Raw genomic sequence first — 19,528 nt, forward strand, 5'->3', positions numbered from 1 at the left:
ATCAGGGCTTTCAGGTCTTGCTCGACAAAATTTGCGCAAACAAAAAAAGGCGTCCCGCTAGTTGCCTAGCGAGGACGCCTTTGTCCTGGTCCCGTTCTCTCGGGCAGCGCATCCTTCATCGTTGAAGGCTGGGCTTTATGTATGGTGAGAAAGGTAATGCAGTGGTTGTGCCAACTCGCACAAATGCCGAATTTATGGGCTCTTGTCATAGGAGGAGGGTATTTCCGTGCACCGGTTCAATGCGCTATGCCCGGTTTTGAAGCAGAAAAGTCAAAAGATCGCAGCCTACGGCAGCTCCTGCAGGAGATCGTGGGCACCCGTAGGAGCTGGCGCAGGCTGCGATCTTTTGATCTTTAGGGGGGCAGTGAAAAACTCAACCATGAAACAACAAAACCAGCAGCACCAGATTCACCAGCAAGGACACCAGCGCCAAGGTCCGCCAGACCTTCAACGGTTCGCGCTCCAGCAACGGTCTGGGTCGCACGCTCAAACTGCGCCGCTCGCCCTGTTCCAGCAGCAGCAACCATTCTTCCGCCGTTTCAAAGCGTTGATCCGGATCCGCCGCCACGGCGTGCTCCAGACTTTGCGCAATCCATTCCGGCAGGTCGGGTCGATAGCGACTGGCGCTGACCGGAACCCCGAACCGTGGGCGCTGGAAGGCTTCGATTTCGCCGTAGGGATAATGCCCGGTGAGCAGGAAATACAAGGTCACGCCGACGGCATATAAGTCCTGTTGCGGAGTCGGCGCTTCCCCGCGAAAGGCTTCGGGTGCGATATAGCTGGGTGTTCCAGGCAAGGCAGAAGGCTGATCTTCGGACAGGCCAGGGCAGTAGGCGAGGCCGAAGTCCAGCAGGCGCAATTCGCCGTCGTCCCCCAGTAGCAGGTTCTCCGGTTTGATATCGCGATGGAGAATCTGCCGTCGATGCAGCATGCCAACGGCGCGCAGCAGGCGTTCAGCCAGATCTTGCCATTGCGGCAGAGGCAGCGGTCCGACATCGGCGTGCAGCTCCGCCAAGGTAGATCCGGAATATTCCCGCATCACGTAGTACAAATGCTGACGCTGACTGGCGGCATGGACTTCAGGGAAATGCCGCCCGGCCACGCGCTTGAGAAACCATTCTTCCGACAGCAACGCCTGCCCTGCGAGGTGATCGTCACGCAACGCGCCCGGCAAGGTTTTCAGCAGCCAAGGCTGTTGTTGCCCATCGCGCACCCGATAGAGCAGCGACTGCTGGCTCTGGCCGAGTATTCCTTCAACCTGCCAACCCTCGAAGGTCTGACCCGGTTTCAGCGCTGGCGGCAGCGGCCATTGCTGCAAATGAATCAACGCATCGCCGATGCTCGTTTCACCGAGGGCATCGACCCGCACCAACAAGGCGCTGGCGTTGTCCTGGCTGCCGGCCAGATGCGCCGCACTGACCAAGGTCTGCGCAGCGCTGTTCAAATCCGGTTGATCGCGCAGAATTGCCGCAATCGCGGTGTCGCCCAGCACGGCCCAAATGCCGTCGCTGAGCAGTACGAAACTTTCGTTCAACCGCAGTTCGCCATCGAGAAAATCCAGCACCAGATGCTGATCGAGCCCAAGTGCCCGTTTGAGCACATGCTGCATGCCCGGCTGGTCCCAGACGTGATCCTCGCTGACCCGTTGCAAGGTGTCGGCATGCCAGCGATAAACCCGGCAATCGCCTACATGGGCCAAGGTAAACCGCCTACCGCGCATGACCAAAGCACTGACGGTGGTGAGCAACGGTTGCCCACCGCCATTGGCCTGCAACCAGCGATTTTGTGCCAGTAGCAGGCGATCCAATGCCTGCGCGACGCCCCAGGTTTCTGGCGTGGCGTAGTAATCCAGCGCAAGAGCCTGCAACGTCGAGCGGGCGGCGAGACCACCATCGGCGCATTGGCTGACGCCATCGGCGATGGCGAATAGGTAACCCTTGCTCGCCGCCAGCGCCGGGGCTGGAGTCACCAGGCGCAGGGCGTCCTGATTCTCCTCGCGAGGGCCAATGGCGCTCGCTTCGGCAAAACTCAGTTGCAGGCTCATTGAGGCTTCAGACCCGTGCAGCGGTCACGGCTGCCGAACCCCAAGTGGTTCTCCAGCGACGTTTCACGCCGTGCAGACCGAACCAGGCCAGAACGCCAAGGCTGGCGAACAACCACAAGGCCAGTTGATAGCTGCCGGTGCTTTGCTTGATCGCGCCCATGCCCGCTGCCAGTGCAAATCCACCAATACCGCCGGCCATGCCGATCAAACCGGTCATCACACCGATCTCTCGACGAAAACGCTGCGGCACCAATTGGAAAACGGCGCCATTACCTGCACCCAAACCGAGCATGGTGCAGACGAAAAGTGCCAGTGCCGCGTAGGAACTCGGCAGATTGAAACCCACCGCTGCGATGCAGACCGCCGCCACCGAGTACATCCCCAGCAGGGTACGAATGCCACCGAAGCGGTCGGCTAGAGCGCCGCCCAACGGACGCATCAAACTGCCGCCGAACACGCAGGCGGCGGTGTAGTAGCCGGCGGTCACCGGGCTCAGGCCATATTGGTCGTTGAAATAGCCGGGCAGGGCGCTGGCCAGGCCGATGAAGCCACCGAAGGTCACGCTGTAGAAAAACATGAACCACCAGCTGTCGCGATCGCCCAAGGCCTTGAAGTAGTCGGACACGGACTTGGCTTTTGGCCGCTCAGGCGAGTTTTTGGCCAGCCAGGCGAAGACGATGATGGTCAGGATCAGCGGAATCAGGGCGAAGCCGAACACGTTGCTCCAGCCAAATGCCGCGGCCAGCACCGGGGCGATCAGTGCAGCGAGCACGGTGCCCGAGTTACCGGCACCGGCGATGCCCATAGCTTTGCCTTGGTGCTGGGGTGGATACCATTGCGAGGCCAGCGGCAGGGCGACGGCGAAGGATGCGCCGGCCATGCCGAGGAACAGGCCCAGCACCAACGCTTGTTCGTAACTGTGAATGCCGAGTTTCCAGGCACCGAACAGGGCGCAGATGACGATCACCTGGCCAATCAGCCCGGCGGTTTTCGGCGACAGGCGATCAGCCAGCAAGCCCATTACAAAGCGCAATACCGCCCCGGCCAGAATCGGCGTGGCCACCACCAGCCCGCGCTGTTGGGTGGTCAGGTGCAGGTCGGCGGCGATCTGCACCGCCAGTGGGCCGAGCAGGTACCAGACCATGAAACTCAGGTCGAAATAGAGGAAGGCCGCGAACAATGTCGGGGTATGGCCAGATTTCCAGAAGCTTGAATTCATCGCGCACCTCAGCTGTTAGGAGTCTCGAGAAGGAGTCATGAGCTTGCAGGTGGGGCGCCGCATCGGCCGCACCACCGGCCCCGGTCTGTGGGGCCAAAACAAAAAAACGCCGCCACCGGATTCGCCAAAGGGCAAATGAGGTGAGCGACGTCTTTGTCGTAGGTGGGGCAACCGCCGTTGGTTACCTGTAGTGATTACTCTGCGAGATCTGTGCCAACAAGGGAGACCGAGTCGCGGCCATTCGCGAGCAAGCCCGCTCCCACAGTTGATTTGTGTACGACGCAATTCCCTTGTGGGAGCGGGCTTGCTCGCGAAGGCGATAGGGCATTCACCGCAGGGCTTCAGCCGAGCAGCTCACTCATGGCAATGATCTGCTCCGCCACCTGTATCAGCTTCTGCTGCCGGCTCATGGCCTGGCGGCGCATCAGGGTGTAGGCCTCTTCCTCATTGCAGTCCTTCATTTTCATCAGCAGCCCTTTGGCCAGCTCGATGCGCTTGCGCTCGGCCAGTTGCTGGTCACGGGCGTTGAGTTGGGCGCGCAGGGCCTGGTCGCTTTCAAAACGCGCCATGGCCACGTCGAGAATCGGCTGCAAGCGCTGTGCGTGGATGCCTTCGACGATGTAGGCGCTGACGCCGGACTTGATCGCCTGACGCATCACATTGGGGTCATGTTCATCGGTAAACATCACGATCGGCCGTGGTTGGTCGCGACTCACCAGCACCACTTGCTCCATCACATCGCGGCTCGGTGACTCGGTATCGATCAAAATCACGTCCGGACGCACCGTTTCGACGCGCGCTGGCAAGTCGATGGTCAGGCCCGACTCGTCGATCACCTCGAACCCGGCTTCGGTCAGGGCCGCCTTCAGGCGCCCGACTTTCTTCGCGGTGTCGTTGATCAGCAGGATACGCAACATATTCGTAGTCTCCTGTCAGCGGCTGGCGAGAAGGGGCGAGCTGTCGCTCATGGCGTGCAGCTTGAAACTGCGGGCATAGCCGGTGGGGTCCAGGCCATCCCAGACCTTGCCGTCGATCAACTGGCTGCTGCGCATTGGCTGATCACTCGCGGCCACACCTACAGCGGTGGCGGCCTCTCGATACAAGTCTAGTTGCTGGACCTGACGGGCCACGCCCAGGTAGTCCGGGTCGTCGCGCAACAAACCCCAGCGGCGGAACTGGGTCATGAACCACATGCCATCGGACAGATACGGCAGATTGACCTCGCCATCACCATGGAAGCGCAGCGCGTGCGGGTCTTGCCAGCGATGACCCAGGCCATCGGCGTAGTCACCGAGCAATCGCGGTTCGATGCAGCCGAGCGGTGCGTCGAGGTATTGCGGGGCACTCAACAGCTTCGCGGTGCTGCGGCGATTCTCGGTGCTTTCTTCAATGAAGCGGCTGGCCTCCAGAATCGCCATCACCAGCGCCCGTGCGGTGTTGGGGTATTGCTCGACAAAGGCGCGGGTGCAGCCGAGGACTTTTTCCGGGTGATCGGGCCAGATGGTCTGGGTGGTGGCCATCGTGAACCCCAGGTTCTGCTGCACCGCGCTGGCGGACCATGGCTCGCCGACGCAGAAGCCGTCGATGCGCCCGGCTTGCAGGTGCGCGACCATTTGCGGCGGCGGGACCACCACGCTGTCGACGTCCTGCAACGGGTGGATTCCCTGACTCGCGAGCCAGTAATACAGCCACATGGCGTGGGTGCCCGTAGGAAATGTCTGGGCGAAGGTGAGTTTTGGGCGACTTTGGTGCACGTGCCGCTCCAGTGCTTCAGGACTGGTCACGTCCAGCGCTTGCAAGCCATGGGAGAGGTTGATGCTCTGGCCATTCTGATTCAGGCCCATAAGCACTGCCATGTCGGTCGACGCGACACCGCCGATGCCCAAATGCACGGCGTAGATCAAACCGTACAGGCTGTGGGCGGCGTCGAGTTCGCCACTGACCAGTTTGTCCCGCAGGTTGGCCCAGGACGACTGGCGCTTGAGGTTCAGGGTCAGGCCATAAGGTTGGGCGAAGCCCTGCGTGGCCGCGACCACTACCGAGGCGCAGTCGCTCAGGGCCATGAAGCCGAGGTTGATTTCGGTCTTTTCCGGGGCATCGCTGCCGTTGACCCAGGCCAGAGGGTTGGCTGGAACTTCAATCATCAGTAAACACCTTCCATAAAAAAGCGCCGGACCGGGCTGCTTGCCAGGGCAAGGCCAAGTGACGACGCCTTTGTCTTTCGACTCATCCCGCCGTTGGCATGAGTGCTGATGTCAGTGACGGTGCAAGGCATATGCCATCGCTCGCTGATTTTGTCGCGCGCCTCGCCTGCAACCCCGATGCCCGGCTATAATCGCCGCCACTTTTCGTAGCCCAGAGTCAAACCCGCCCATGTACACCCTGGCCCGTCAGCTGTTGTTCAAACTTTCCCCGGAAACCTCCCACGATCTGTCCCTGGACCTGATCGGCGCGGGCGGGCGTTTGGGCCTCAACGGCTTGCTGTGCAAGGCGCCAGCGAAATTGCCGGTGACCGTCATGGGCCTGGACTTCCCGAACCCGGTGGGGCTGGCGGCTGGTCTGGACAAGAACGGCGCGGCCATCGACGGTTTTGCGCAACTGGGTTTTGGGTTTGTCGAAATCGGCACCATCACCCCGCGCCCGCAGCCGGGCAACCCGAAGCCACGCATTTTCCGTCTGCCGGATGCCGAGGCGATCATCAACCGCATGGGGTTCAACAACCTCGGCGTCGATCACCTGCTGGCTCGAGTGGCGGCGGCCAGGTTCAAAGGCGTGCTGGGCATCAATATCGGCAAAAACTTCGATACCCCGGTTGAGCGGGCGGTCGACGACTACCTGATCTGCCTGGACAAGGTCTACGCCCACGCCAGCTACGTGACAGTCAACGTCAGCTCGCCGAACACCCCAGGCCTGCGCAGCCTGCAATTCGGCGACTCGCTGAAGCAGTTGTTGGCCGACCTGGCGACGCGCCGCGCAGAACTGGCGCTGCGCCACGGCAAACACGTACCGCTGGCGATCAAGATTGCGCCGGACATGACCGACGAAGAAACCGCTCAGGTCGCGCAAGCGCTGATCGAAACCGGGATGGACGCGGTGATCGCCACCAACACCACTCTGAGCCGCGTTGGTGTAGAAGGCATGGAGCATGGTGACGAGGCCGGCGGTCTGTCCGGCGCACCGGTTCGCGACAAGAGCACCCACACCGTGAAGGTGCTGGCGGCCGAGTTGGCCGGTCGCTTGCCGATCATCGCCGTGGGCGGCATCACCGAAGGCAAGCACGCGGCTGAGAAAATCGCTGCGGGTGCCAGCCTGGTGCAGCTCTATTCCGGCTTCATCTACAAAGGCCCGGCGCTGATTCGTGAATCCGTCGACGCGATAGCAGCCCTGCGCTAAACCCTGTGGGAGCGGGCTTGCTCGCGAAAGCGGTGTGTCATTCAGCTTTGATGTCGACTGACACACCGCATTCGCGAGCAAGCCCGCTCCCACAGTTGATTGGTGTGCAGGTCGAGATTGGGTTTTGGCAGGCATAAAAAAGGGCTCCTCGAAGGAGCCCCTGGGCCGAAGCCCGCCGCCCGGATGGGGCGTGCGTGGTAAGTCGTTACGTATTCAGATTGTCGTGTCGGAGTGTGTGCCCTGTATTAGCCGACGGCGTGAAGTTCGTTGAGTCTATGGATTCCCGCAGTGCCGGTCATACCGTCCCAGTTGTCGCCGCGTCCTTCTCGCCAGCCGTTAATCCAGGCTTGGCGTACCGACGGTAGAGTAAATGGGCAAAGCTCACGGGATTTGCCACCAACGCCATATTGATATCCGCGCAAAAATGCTCTTTCCAACGGATCACGCTTAAGTCTTCTCATAGGGTGTTGCCCTCACTTGTTGACTGTATTTATCGCGTCGACCTCAATTGAGGTCTGGCAGAAAAACTCCTGCCGTTGGGGCTCGCTGCCGGCGTCGCGAGCCAAGGTGTTGACGTCATTGCGGCGTCAACCTGTGTTGAGTTCTAACCAATGCGTCACATCGAGGGAATGATCGTTTTGTCATAAGGACGTAACGATAAAGATGGTATGGCCATAAGTAACGCGATGTTTGCCCGTGTTTATTGGCCAAACCCCGGTATGATCAGCCCCTCGCTGCATGATGGGGTTAATCCTTTGCTGAGAATGGCTCGCGTTGTGGTGGGGCATTATTCGACGAAGGGTCGACTTATGACATTTTGTTGCATCAACTTTTTTATCTGTCTTTGCATCTAAGCTCTTTTAACCCGAGCTTGCAGGGGTGGGACGGCACACCTTCGTGCCACGCGGGCGCTCTTTTAGAAAAGCGCCTGATTGAAAACCGGGCCGGCAATGCGTTGCCGGTTCACTTAGCTAAAGGCTCTGAAATTCCAATGTCCGATCAATTCGAAATCTTCCTCACTTGCCCTAAAGGCCTTGAAGGCCTGCTTATCGAGGAAGCCGTCGGGCTTGGCCTTGAAGAAGCGCGTGAGCACACCTCTGCCGTGCGCGGCATGGTCACCATGGAAACCGCTTATCGCCTGTGCCTGTGGTCGCGTCTGGCGAACCGGGTGCTGCTGGTGCTCAAGCGTTTCCCGATGAAGGACGCCGAAGACCTGTACCACGGCGTGCTGGATATCGAGTGGCAAGACCACATGCTCAACGATGGCACCCTGGCCGTTGAGTTCAGCGGTCACGGCTCGGGCATCGACAACACCCACTTCGGCGCCTTGAAGGTCAAGGACGCCATCGTCGACAAACTGCGCACGCCACAGGGCGATCGTCCGTCCATCGACAAGCTCAACCCGGACCTGCGCATTCACCTGCGCCTGGACCGTGGCGAAGCGATCCTGTCCCTCGACCTTTCCGGCCACAGCCTGCACCAGCGCGGCTATCGCTTGCAGCAGGGCGCGGCGCCGCTGAAGGAAAACCTCGCGGCCGCGATCCTGATCCGTTCCGGCTGGCCACGCATCGCGGCCGATGGCGGCGCGCTGGCTGACCCGATGTGCGGTGTCGGTACGTTCCTCGTCGAAGCCGCGATGATCGCCGCCGACATGGCGCCGAACCTGCGTCGCGAACAGTGGGGCTTCACCGCCTGGCTCGGTCACGTCCCGGCCCTGTGGAAAAAGCTTCACGAAGAAGCCACTGAGCGTTGCGCGGCCGGTCTGGCCAAGCCACCCCTGTGGATTCGCGGTTACGAAGCCGATCCGCGCCTGATTCAACCGGGCCGCAACAACGTTGAACGTGCCGGCCTGAGCGAGTGGATCAAGATCTACCAGGGCGAAGTCGGGACGTTTGAGCCACGTCCGGACCAGAACCAGAAAGGCCTGGTGATCTGCAACCCACCGTACGGTGAGCGTCTGGGTGATGAAGCGAGCTTGCTCTATCTCTACCAGAACCTCGGCGAACGTCTGCGTCAGGCCTGCTTGAACTGGGAAGCTGCGGTATTCACCGGCGCCCCGGACCTGGGCAAGCGCATGGGCATCCGCAGCCACAAACAGTATTCGTTCTGGAACGGCGCGTTGCCGTGCAAGTTGCTGCTGATCAAAGTCACGCCAGACCAGTTCGTCACTGGCGAACGTCGCACTCCGGAACAGCGTCAGGTCGAGCGCGAGCAAGCCGAAGTCGAAGTCGCAGACAACGACGTGGCACCGGGCAAGTACGAGAAGTACAACAAGAACGGCAACCCGATCAAACCGGCGCCAGTGGTGATCGAGCAGCCGCGCTTGAGCGAAGGTGGGCAGATGTTTGCCAACCGTCTGCAAAAGAACCTCAAGGCCCTGGGCAAATGGGTCAAGCGTGAAGGCATCGACTGCTACCGCGTCTACGATGCCGACATGCCGGAATACTCGATGGCCATCGACCTGTATCAGGATTGGGTCCACGTCCAGGAATACGCCGCGCCGAAATCCATCGATCCGGAAAAAGCCTCGGCGCGCATGTTCGATGCCCTGGCTGCCATTCCGCAGGCCCTGAACATCGACAAGAGCCGCGTGGTGGTCAAGCGTCGCGAGCGTCAGAGCGGCACCAAGCAGTACGAACGCCAAGCGGCGCAGGGCAAGTTCGTCGAGGTCAACGAAGGCGGCGTGAAGCTGCTGGTCAACCTCACGGATTACCTCGACACCGGGCTGTTCCTCGATCACCGGCCAATGCGCATGCGGATTCAGAAAGAGGCCGCCGGCAAGCGCTTCCTCAACCTGTATAGCTACACCGCAACCGCCAGTGTTCACGCAGCCAAGGGCGGCGCGCGCAGCACCACCAGCGTCGACCTGTCGAAAACCTATCTGGACTGGGCGCGTCGCAATCTGTCGCTGAACGGTTTCTCCGAGAAGAACCGATTGGAGCAGGGCGACGTGATGGCCTGGCTCGATGCCTGCCGTGACGAATACGACCTGATCTTCATCGATCCGCCGACGTTCTCCAACTCCAAGCGCATGGAAGGGATCTTCGACGTGCAGCGTGACCAGGTGCAATTGATCGACCTGGCCATGGCGCGTCTGGCCCCGGGCGGCGTGTTGTACTTCTCCAACAACTTCCGCAAGTTCCAGCTCGAGGAAAACCTCACCGAGCGTTATGCGGTCGAGGAAATCACCGCCCAGACCATCGATCCGGATTTCGCCCGTAATGGCAAAATCCACCGTGCCTGGAAAATCACGGCTCGTTGACACTTGAAGGGATTGGATCCACAGAGCCTTGATTTTTAAAGGCTCTTGGCTTCTTTCTGTGCTGGTCAAATTGATGGCTAATAGCTATAACTCAACGAATGGCCAATGGGCTTTCCCGCACCTGGCGTTTTGAGTTGCGTCTATGTCGTTGCACGCCGTGCGCCCCAAGATCCTGGGTTTTATCAGCGAAGATGTCTCGGCCTGGCTGGTCGCGCTGCTGGTATTGATCGTCGGCGGGATTCTCACGGGATTGCTGGCATGGTCGACGCTGAATCTGTTTCACCAACAATTACGGCAACGCTTCCAACTGCTGGCCAGTGAGCGTTACAGCCGTATCGAAGAACGCTTCGAAGATCAGGAGCAGCGCCTCGATGGCCTGCGCCGGTTCTTTACCAATTCCGATTCGGTCTCCCGCGCGGAGTTCGACGGTTACACCCAACCGCTGCTGCACCGGACTCAGGCCTATTCCTTCGCCAAGCGGGTAACCGGTGCCGAACGGGCGGAATTTGAACGCCAGGTGCGTGCAGAGGGTTTACCCGACTTCACCCTGCGCGAACTCAATGCCGACGGCCAACTGCAACTGGCGGCTGAACGGGATGAGTATGTGGCGGTGCTGTATAGCCAGACCCAAAGCAAACTCGGCTCGCCGCTGGGCTATGACTTGTGGGCTCAACCCTTGCGCCGCGCCACCCTTGAACGGGCCGATCAGCATGGCGGTATGGCGGTATCGCAGCCGATGCATCTGGTCAATATCGAACCGGCCTATGCGCGCGGCGTGCTGCTGGTCGCACCGGTGTTGCTGCGCAATGGTCCGGCTACGGCTGGGGTGAAACCGTTCGGTTATGTCATGGCGGTGATCAGCATGCATCAGTTGCTGGCGGACGGGTTGCCAGAGGCTGGCCGTGACTATCTTTCGGTGCGCATCCTCGACTTATCCACAGACGATCAGCACGAAGTGCTTTATGAGTCCCCTAACCCCCCAGCCCCCAGTGAGTTGGCCGCGACCCGGCTGTTACGGCTTGCCGACCATGACTATCAAGTCGACATTCAGCCCAGCGATGCCTTCCTGACAGCCAATCATTCATCGGTGAACACCCTGGTGGTGCTGGGCGGGTTGCTCAGTCTGTTGCTCAGTGCCTTGCTCTATGTGCTGGTCAGTCAGCGTCAACGGGCGCTGAAAATGGTCGAGCAACGGACCCAGGAACTGCGCGCCCGCGAGCAGGAGTTGCGCGGCACCCACGGCCAGTTGCGTGGCGTACTGAATGCCGCGACCCAGGTGGCGATCATCGCCACTGACCTGCGCGGGGTTATCCGCACCTTTAATGCCGGGGCAGAGCAAATGCTCGGTTACACCAGCAGCGAGGTGGTGGGCCACATGACCCTGGAAAACCTGCACCTGCCCCGAGAACTCCTGGCACGTTCGGCGGAGTTGAGCGCGCGCTATGGCAAACCGATTCCGACCTGCCAGGCGATGTTGGTCGAGGGTGATGAGGGGGGCGGTCACGAAGCGCGGGAATGGACGCTGCTGCGCAGCGACGGCAGCCATTTGACGGTGAACATGCTGGCGACCCCGGTCCTCGACGAGCAAGGTTTGTGGGTCGGGCACCTGGCGATCTGTATCGACATCACTGAACGCAAGCGGGTCCACGAGGCCCTGGCGGCACGGGACCTGTTGTTGAAGAAACTCAGCGCCCATGTGCCCGGCGGGATCTACCAATTCAAGATGGAGTTCGATGGGCGCTTCAGTGTGATCTACGCCAGCGACGGTATTCGCGAGATCTACGAACTTGAACCGGATGTCCTGTTGTTCAACGCCGAAGCGATTTTCACGCGGATTCATCCGCAGGACACCACCCGGGTCCGCGCTTCGATCCGGGCGTCGGCGGAAACCCTCAGCCCTTGGCGCGAAGAATACCGCGTGCAGCTGCCCCTGCGCGGCCTGCGTTGGGTTCGTGGCGAGGCGACGCCGGAGGAATTGCCCGGTGGTGGCGTGCTCTGGCACGGCTATGTCTCGGACATCTCCGACTTGAAACGGGTGGAAGAAGAACTGCGGGCGCTATCGATCACCGACTCCCTGACCGGGATCCACAATCGCCGCTATTTCCAGGAACGCCTGACCACAGAAATGGCGCGGGTCGAACGCGGTGGCGGCGAACTGTCGGTGATCATGCTCGATATCGACCATTTCAAACGCATCAATGACCAGCATGGCCACGCGGTCGGCGATCGGGTGTTGCAGATTGTGTGCGAACGCATTGGCCTTCGGCTGCGGCGCACCGACGTGTTCTGTCGCCTGGGTGGCGAGGAGTTCATGGTGCTTTGCCCGGACATCAGCGGCGAGCATGCCCATGTCCTGGCCTTGCAGCTATGGCAAGGGTTGCGCAGTTCGCCGATCGAAGGCGTCGGGACAGTGACCGCCAGTTTCGGGATTGCCAGTTGGCGAGTCGGGGAGGGCGCGGATGCGCTGCTGCTGCGGGCGGATTCGGGGGTGTATGCGGCGAAACAGGCCGGACGGGATCGGGTAGAAGGAGAGATGAACTAGAGCTGCGGGCTTACCCCTGTGGGAGCGGGCTTGCTCGCGAAGACGGTGTGTCAGTCAACATTGATGTCGACTGTCACACCGTCTTCGCGAGCAAGCCCGCTCCCACAATTGGATCTGTGGTTTGTAGATCGGGTTAGAGCACCGAAGCCGTTTCCGGCAGTTTCGGCTGGCGATACAGGTCCAGCAGCACCTGATCCAGCACCGACGACGCGCCAAACGGTGCCTTGTCGTTGAGGATCGCCACTACCGCCCAGGTATTGCCGTTGATGTCGCGGCTGAAGCCGGCAATCGCCCGCACCGTATTCAGGGTGCCGGTCTTGATGTGCGCTTCACCGCGCATCGCCGTGGTTTTCAGGCGTTTGCGCATGGTGCCGTCGGTACCGGCAATCGGCATCGAACTGATGAACTCGGCCGAATACGGGCTTTTCCAGGCCGCTTGCAGCATGCCGGCCATTTCACGCGCACTCACCCGTTCCGCACGGGACAGGCCGGAACCGTTTTCCATCACCAGGTGCGGCGCGGTGATGCCTTTCTTCGCCAGCCACTGACGCACCACGCGCTGTGCAGCCTTGGCATCGTCACCGTCGGCCTCGGTGCGGAACTGCGCACCCAGGCTCAGGAACAACTGCTGGGCCATGGTGTTGTTACTGTATTTGTTGATGTCGCGGATGATTTCCGCCAGGTCCGGCGAGAAGGCCCGAGCCAGGACCTTGGCGTCTTTAGGGGTTGGCGCCAAACGGTCCACGCCCTGAATGCTGCCGCCCAGTTCCTTCCAGATCGCTCGCACGGCGCCTGCGGTGTAGGTCGCGTGGTCGAGCAGCGACAGGTAAGTCTGGGAACTGCAGCCTTCGCCCAACTGGCCGCCGACCGTCACGGTCACGCTGCCATCGGCCTGGGTCACCGGGTTGTAACGCACGCCACCGGTGCATTGCTTGGAGTTGACGGCTTTGACCTGGTTTTCGATGCGAATGGTGGCAATCGGCGGTTCCACCGACACCAGCACCCGGCCGTTGTCGTTGCGCGCCACAAAGCGCAGGGCCTTGAGGTTGACCATCAGCGCGTCAGGTTTGACCAGGAACGGCTTGTTATCGTCATTGCCGTCGTCGTTGAACTGCGGCAATTGCGGCTGTACGAAGAAATTGCGGTCCAGCACCAGATCGCCGGTGATTTGCGTCACACCGTTGGCGCGCAGGTCACGCATCAGCAACCAGAGTTTTTCCATGTTCAGCTTCGGATCGCCGCCACCCTTGAGGTAGAGGTTACCGTTGAGGATGCCGCCGCTGAGCGTGCCATCGGTGTAGAACTCGGTTTTCCACTGGTGGTTCGGGCCGAGCATTTCCAGCGCCGCGTACGTGGTGACCAGTTTCATGGTCGAGGCCGGATTGACAGAAACGTCAGCATTGAAAATCGTCGGGGTGCCAGGGCCGTTGAGCGGGATCATCACCAGCGACAGGGCGTTGTCCTGCATCTTGCTGGCCTTGAGGGCTTTTTCAACGTTGGGCGACAGCGCGGTGTTGATCGAGGCGGCGGAAACGGAGAAGGCCAGTGGGAGCAGAAAACCGGCCAGCAACAATGGACGCAAAGATTTGATCATGTGAAATAAAACCCTACAGCCGAGGGGGAAAAAGACGAGGGCATACAGATAAATTCCCTCAGTGGTCATGAAAGTGTCGGCATTATGCCCCAAGGTGTAGTGGCTTGTGCCGTGCCCTGGCCTTCTAATCCGCTATTTTTTACCGACGGTAGGGCTTGCAACCCAGAGAGACGGGCATTCGGCGCCTTAAACTGCTAAAGTGCCGCCCGTTATTACTTATGAGGATTGTTCCAATGGCGACTAACCGTTCCCAGCGTCTGCGCAAAAAACTGTGCGTCGATGAATTTCAAGAGCTGGGTTTCGAACTGAACCTGGATTTCAAAGAAGATTTGGCTGATGAAGCCATTGATGCTTTCCTCGACGCGTTCCTGAAAGAAGCCATGGAAGCCAACGGTCTGGGCTATGTTGGCGGCGACGACTTCGGTCTGGTTTGCCTGCAGAAGCGTGGCTCGGTGTCCGAAGAGCAGCGTGCCGCTGTTGAAGCCTGGCTCAAAGGCCGCAGCGAATTGACCGAAGCGACTGTCAGCCCGCTGATCGACGTCTGGTACCCGGAAAAGCCGATCAATCCGGTAGCTTGATGTTGTAAAAAACGGCGGCCCAAGGGTCGCCGTTTTTTTATGCCTGTTGTAGGAGCAAGGCTTGCCCGCGATAGCGCACCTGAGATCGCCATCGCGGGCAAGGACTGGGCGTCCCCCCGCTCCTACAGGGCCTTGCGCCAGTTCAGAATCACCATCGTTAGAACCCCCGCCACAATTCCCCAGAATGCCGAACCGATGGAAAACAGCGTCAGCCCCGACGCCGTGACCATAAAGGTAATCAGCGCCGCTTCACGTTCCTTCACTTCATTCATGGCGATGCTCAAGCCATTGATGATCGAGCCGAACAACGCCAGTGCCGCAATCGACAGCACCAATTCTTTCGGTAATGCGGCAAACAGCGCCGCCAGTGTCGCGCCGAACACCCCGGCAATCCCGTAGAAGATCCCGCACCAAACGGCCGCCGTGTAGCGCTTGTTGCGATCCTCATGGGCATGCGGCCCGGTGCAAATCGCCGCGCTGATGGCCGCCAGGTTGATCCCGTGGGAACCGAACGGCGCCAGCAGTAACGAAGCGATGCCAGTGGTGGTAATCAGCGGCGATGCCGGCACGGTGTAACCGTCGGCGCGCAGCACGGCGATGCCGGGCATGTTCTGTGAGGTCATTGCCACGACAAACAGCGGAATGCCGATGCTGATGGTCGCGGCGAGGGAGAAGTGCGGCGTGGTCCAGACCGGCGTCGCCACTTCCAGATGAAAACCGCTGAAGTCCAGCAGGCCCATGAGCCCTGACAGCGCCGTCCCGATCAACAGCGCGGCCAGTACGGCATAACGCGGCGACAGACGTTTGACCACCAGATAAGTGAAGAACATGCCCAACACCAGCGCAGTGCGATGCTGTGCGGCGACGAAGATTTCGCTGCCGATCTTGAACAGAATCCCCGCCAGCAGGGCAGCGGCCAATGACGCCGGAATCTTTTTCACCAGCCGTTCGAAGCTGCCGGTCAAACCACAAATGGTCACCAGAATCGCGCAGGTAATGTAGGCGCCGATGGCTTCGCCGTAGGTCACGCCGCCCAGACTGGTGATCAGCAACGCCGCGCCGGGTGTCGACCAGGCGATGGTGATCGGCGTGCGGTAACGCAGAGACAGGCCAATCGAACACACCGCCATGCCAATCGAGATCGCCCAGATCCACGAGGAAATCTGCGCGCTGGTCAGACCCGCCGCTTGCCCGGCCTGGAACATCAGCACCAGCGAGCTGGTGTAACCGGTCATCATCGCGATGAAGCCGGCGACGATCGCAGAAGGCGACGTATCGGCAAAAGGGCGGATCTGCGTGTGCGTGGCGTCGTTCATGACGGCGGTGTTCCTTATACAGATGAAGATGTCCGCCACAACATAGAACCATTGTGGGAGCGGGCTTGCTCGCGAAAGCGGTGAGTCTGTAGAAGCAAATGTCGACTGACACACCGCTTTCGCGAGCAAGCCCGCTCCCACAGGGGGATTGTGTTCAAGCGGCGGATTCTGTGTTCAAGCCTAAACTCAAAAGTAACCAGTCGTTGCAATACAGCGGAAGTGACAAACAGCCGTACAGTCGTGTTGCCACTGTCCATTGTGTACAATCGCGGTGTTTTTTACGCGATACTTGCCAGCGACCCACTGTGCCGTATTACAGTCACGGTCAATTCGCCGCAGTTCTTCCGACTCGAGTGCCCATGAACGAACAGTTGCAACCCCTCAAGAAACAACCGCGAGCAGGCAAAGCCGGCCGCAGCGGTACCCAGGACGATATTGTCTACGCGCATATCTTCGAGGCCATCCTCGAACAGCGTCTGGCGCCCGGTACCAAGTTGAGCGAAGAAGCGCTGGGGGAAATTTTCGGGGTCAGTCGCACCATCATTCGCCGCGCGCTGTCGCGCCTGGCCCATGAAGGCGTCGTGCTGCTGCGTCCGAATCGTGGCGCTGTCGTGGCCAGCCCGAGTGTCGAAGAGGCTCGCCAGGTGTTCATGGCCCGGCGTCTGGTGGAGCGTGCGATCACTGAGTTGGCGGTGCAGCACGCCACTGCCGAGCAGATTGCCGAGTTGCGCCAGATGGTCAACGACGAGCGCGACAGCTTCTCCCGGGGCGATCGCGGCGCCGGTATTCGTCTGTCGGGCGAGTTTCACTTGAAGCTGGCCGAAGCGGCAAAAAATGCGCCGCTGATCAGCTTCCAGCGCAGCCTGGTGTCCCAGACTTCGTTGATCATTGCCCAGTATGAAAGCGGCAATCGCTCCCACTGTTCCTACGACGAGCACACCCAGCTGATCGACGCCATCGAAGCGCGCAACGCTGAGCTGGCGGTGGACCTGATGATGCATCACATGGATCACATCGACAGCAAACTCAACCTGGACGAAGAAAGCGCGTCGGATGATTTGCATGCGGTGTTCTCGCATTTGTTGCAGACCAAGAAGCCAGGGCGGCCAGCTGCCAAGCTCTGATACCGCTGTGCGCCCTTCGCGAGCAAGCCCGCTCCCACATTGGATTTGTGTTGAACGCAAATCCTGTGTCCACTAGAAATCTACTGTGGGAGCGGGCTTGCTCGCGAAGGCGATATGACAGGCAATAAAAATCCCCCGGACTGAAGAGTACGGGGGATTTTTTATGCCCGAAGAAAACTAGCGCTGATGCACCTGATTCCCCGCCGCATAGGTCTGCAACACCGTCCGGTCATCCCCCAGCGTCATCAATACAAACAACGTCTCGGCAATGTTATTGGCCTGCTTCAAGCGATAGCTCAGCAGCGGTGTGGCGTTGTAGTCCAGTACCAGGAAGTCCGCATCAGTGCCCGGTTGCAGGGTGCCGATCTTGTCTTCCAGGCGCAGCGCGCGAGCGCCACCGAGGGTGGCCAGGTACAGCGATTTGAACGGGCTCAGTCGCGCACCTTGCAGCTGCATGACCTTGTACGCTTCGTTCAACGTTTGCAGCAGCGAGAAACTGGTGCCGCCACCGACGTCCGTACCGATGCCGACATTCAACTTGTGCTTCTCGGCCATCGGCAGGTTGAACAGGCCGCTGCCGAGGAAGAAGTTCGACGTCGGGCAGAAGGCGATCGCCGAGCCGGTTTCCGCCAGTCGCGCGCACTCGTCATCGCACAGGTGCACGCCATGGGCGAATACCGAACGTTCGCCGAGCAGTTTGTAGTGGTCGTAGACGTCCAGGTAGCCCTTGCGCTCCGGGAACAGTTCCTTGACCCACTCGATTTCCTTGAGGTTTTCGCTGATGTGAGTCTGCATGTACAGGTCAGGGAATTCACTCAGCAACTGGCCGGCGAGGGTCAGTTGTTCCGGGGTGCTGGTCGGAGCGAAGCGCGGGGTGACCGCGTAGTGCAGGCGACCCTTGCCGTGCCAGCGCTCGATCAGCGCCTTGCTTTCGACGTAGCTGGATTCGGCGGTGTCGGTCAGGTAGTCCGGCGCGTTGCGGTCCATCATCACTTTGCCGGCGATCATCCGCAGGTCCAGCTGTTCGGCGGCTTCAAAGAACGAGTTCACCGACTGTGGATGCACGCTGCCGAACACCAGCGCGGTGGTGGTGCCATTGCGCAGCAGTTCCTTGATGAAAATGTCCGCGACTTGGTCAGCGTGAGTCTTGTCGGCGAACTGGCTTTCGCACGGGAAGGTGTAGGTATTGAGCCAGTCCAGCAGCTGTTCGCCGTAGGCGCCGACCATACCGGTTTGCGGCAAGTGAATGTGGGTGTCGATGAAGCCAGGGGTGATCAGCGCGTCCTGATAATGGGTGATTTCGATATCGGCCGGCAGGGTCGGCAGCAAGTCGCTGGCGTGACCGAGGGCGCTGATCTGGCCATTATCGACCACCAGCAAGCCGTCTTCGAAATACTCATACGAGGCTTCGATGCCCACTTCGGCGGGGTCGGCGATGCTGTGCAGAATGGCGGCGCGGTAGGCTTTGCGAGTCAGAGGCATTGTTGTTCTCAATTCGTGGCTTTTTAGTTCGAAGCGTGGCTGCGGCGTGAGGCAGGCAGCAGTTTGGCGATCGATGATCCGGCGCTGGCGGTGTGCTGGCCGAAATTGGCGTTATAGGTGGCGATGATTTCGCCGGCGATGGAAATGGCGATTTCCACAGGCAACTTGCCTTTGACTTCGCCGATGCCCATCGGGCAGCGCATGCGTTGCAGCACGGCGCTGTCGAAACCACGGTCCCGCAGACGGTGTTCGAATTTCACCCGTTTGGTCTTCGAACCGATCAGGCCGAAGTAGGCGAAGTCGTTGCGCTTGAGGATCGCAGCGGTGAGTTCGAGGTCGAGTTGGTGATTGTGGGTCATGACGATGCAGTAGCTGCCAGCGGGCAGGTCATCGATTTCGTCCACCGGTTCTTCGGTGACGATTTTGCGTATGCCGTGGGGGATCTGTTCCGGGAATTCGGCTTCCCGCGAATCGATCCAGCGCACCCGGCAGGGCAGGCTGGCGAGCAGCGGCACCAGCGCCCGGCCGACGTGGCCGGCACCGAACACGGCGACCTGCGCCTGAACCTGGCCCATCGGTTCGAACAGTAATACGGTCACGCCGCCGCAGCATTGTCCCAGGCTGGCGCCGAGGCTGAAGCGTTCAAGGTGCGTGTCCTGCTTGCCGCTGGCCAGCATCTCGCGGCCGATTTGCATGGCCTTGTATTCCAGATGCCCGCCACCGATGGTGTCGAAGGTCTGGCTGGCGCTGATGACCATCTTCGAGCCGGCGTTACGCGGCGTCGAGCCGAGCTCTTCGATGATGGTGACCAACACGCAGGGTTCACCCCGGGATTGCAGGTCGGCGAGGGCGTCGATCCAGTTGTACATGTTTCACCTCGACATCTCTGTTGTCTGTTCGGCCGTCTTCGCGAGCAAGCCCGCTCCCACATTGGATTGGTGTTCACAATTCCCTTGTGGGAGCGGGCTTGCTCG

At 60.3% G+C, this 19,528-nt stretch carries 14 protein-coding genes; 5 read left to right on the forward strand and 9 right to left on the reverse strand.

Annotation, left to right across the window (positions count from 1 at the left end):
* Positions 1-373: 373 nt before the first annotated feature.
* From KW848_RS15155 to KW848_RS15170, 4 genes are all read right to left on the reverse strand, one after another.
* Complete coding sequence (locus KW848_RS15155) at positions 374-2,044, reverse strand: bifunctional protein-serine/threonine kinase/phosphatase (protein WP_111450636.1); 1,671 nt, start codon at positions 2,042-2,044, stop codon at positions 374-376.
* A 7-nt stretch (positions 2,045-2,051) separates the two neighbouring features.
* Positions 2,052-3,263, reverse strand: coding sequence for a NarK/NasA family nitrate transporter (locus KW848_RS15160; RefSeq protein WP_111450635.1), 1,212 nt, complete (start codon positions 3,261-3,263; stop codon positions 2,052-2,054).
* 341 nt (positions 3,264-3,604) lie between these two features.
* Complete coding sequence (locus KW848_RS15165; protein WP_074875038.1) at positions 3,605-4,180, reverse strand: ANTAR domain-containing response regulator; 576 nt, start codon at positions 4,178-4,180, stop codon at positions 3,605-3,607.
* A gap of 15 nt (positions 4,181-4,195) precedes the next feature.
* Entirely contained in the window at positions 4,196-5,407 is a 1,212-nt protein-coding gene (locus KW848_RS15170; RefSeq protein ID WP_218537339.1) for a CmpA/NrtA family ABC transporter substrate-binding protein, read from the reverse strand.
* Positions 5,408-5,636: 229 nt separating this feature from the next.
* Here KW848_RS15170 and KW848_RS15175 point away from each other — a divergent pair, with 229 nt between their 5' ends.
* Positions 5,637-6,656, forward strand: coding sequence for a quinone-dependent dihydroorotate dehydrogenase (locus KW848_RS15175; RefSeq protein ID WP_111450633.1), 1,020 nt, complete (start codon positions 5,637-5,639; stop codon positions 6,654-6,656).
* 245 nt (positions 6,657-6,901) lie between these two features.
* On the opposite strand, the gene rmf is transcribed toward KW848_RS15175, so the two are convergent.
* Positions 6,902-7,117 (reverse strand): ribosome modulation factor, encoded by a 216-nt coding sequence (rmf, locus tag KW848_RS15180; RefSeq protein ID WP_003223300.1) that lies wholly within the window; start codon positions 7,115-7,117, stop codon positions 6,902-6,904.
* 530 nt (positions 7,118-7,647) lie between these two features.
* Here rmf and rlmKL point away from each other — a divergent pair.
* Together rlmKL and KW848_RS15190 are read left to right on the forward strand one after the other, a co-directional pair.
* Positions 7,648-9,918, forward strand: coding sequence for a bifunctional 23S rRNA (guanine(2069)-N(7))-methyltransferase RlmK/23S rRNA (guanine(2445)-N(2))-methyltransferase RlmL (rlmKL, locus tag KW848_RS15185; protein WP_218537340.1), 2,271 nt, complete (start codon positions 7,648-7,650; stop codon positions 9,916-9,918).
* Between the two features lie 142 nt (positions 9,919-10,060).
* A complete protein-coding gene (locus tag KW848_RS15190) occupies positions 10,061-12,460 on the forward strand; it encodes a GGDEF domain-containing protein (protein ID WP_192407073.1) in 2,400 nt (799 codons plus the stop codon).
* Between the two features lie 133 nt (positions 12,461-12,593).
* Here the strand turns inward: KW848_RS15190 and dacB are convergent, their stop codons facing one another.
* On the reverse strand, positions 12,594-14,054 hold the full coding sequence (gene dacB / locus KW848_RS15195) for a D-alanyl-D-alanine carboxypeptidase/D-alanyl-D-alanine-endopeptidase (protein ID WP_111450631.1): 1,461 nt from the start codon (positions 14,052-14,054) through the stop codon (positions 12,594-12,596).
* A 233-nt stretch (positions 14,055-14,287) separates the two neighbouring features.
* Here dacB and KW848_RS15200 point away from each other — a divergent pair, with 233 nt between their 5' ends.
* Positions 14,288-14,632, forward strand: a complete 345-nt coding sequence (locus KW848_RS15200; protein ID WP_007896965.1) for a YggL family protein — start codon at positions 14,288-14,290, stop codon at positions 14,630-14,632.
* Positions 14,633-14,754: 122 nt separating this feature from the next.
* On the opposite strand, the gene KW848_RS15205 is transcribed toward KW848_RS15200, so the two are convergent.
* Positions 14,755-15,948, reverse strand: a complete 1,194-nt coding sequence (locus KW848_RS15205; RefSeq protein WP_192407075.1) for a benzoate/H(+) symporter BenE family transporter — start codon at positions 15,946-15,948, stop codon at positions 14,755-14,757.
* A gap of 359 nt (positions 15,949-16,307) precedes the next feature.
* On the opposite strand from KW848_RS15205, the gene KW848_RS15210 reads away from it, so the two are divergent.
* Positions 16,308-17,072 carry a GntR family transcriptional regulator gene (locus KW848_RS15210; RefSeq protein WP_008146364.1) on the forward strand — a complete coding sequence of 255 codons (765 nt, stop codon included), beginning with the start codon at positions 16,308-16,310 and terminating at the stop codon, positions 17,070-17,072.
* A gap of 177 nt (positions 17,073-17,249) precedes the next feature.
* On the opposite strand, the gene guaD is transcribed toward KW848_RS15210, so the two are convergent.
* Both guaD and xdhC read right to left on the reverse strand, forming a co-directional pair.
* Entirely contained in the window at positions 17,250-18,554 is a 1,305-nt protein-coding gene (gene guaD, locus KW848_RS15215) for a guanine deaminase (protein WP_218537341.1), read from the reverse strand.
* A 23-nt stretch (positions 18,555-18,577) separates the two neighbouring features.
* Positions 18,578-19,423, reverse strand: coding sequence for a xanthine dehydrogenase accessory protein XdhC (xdhC, locus tag KW848_RS15220; protein ID WP_218537342.1), 846 nt, complete (start codon positions 19,421-19,423; stop codon positions 18,578-18,580).
* Between the last annotated feature and the right edge of the window lie 105 nt (positions 19,424-19,528).

The organism is Pseudomonas sp. PDM25, assembly GCF_019219045.1.
In the GTDB taxonomy this organism is placed as follows: Bacteria; Pseudomonadota; Gammaproteobacteria; order Pseudomonadales; family Pseudomonadaceae; genus Aquipseudomonas.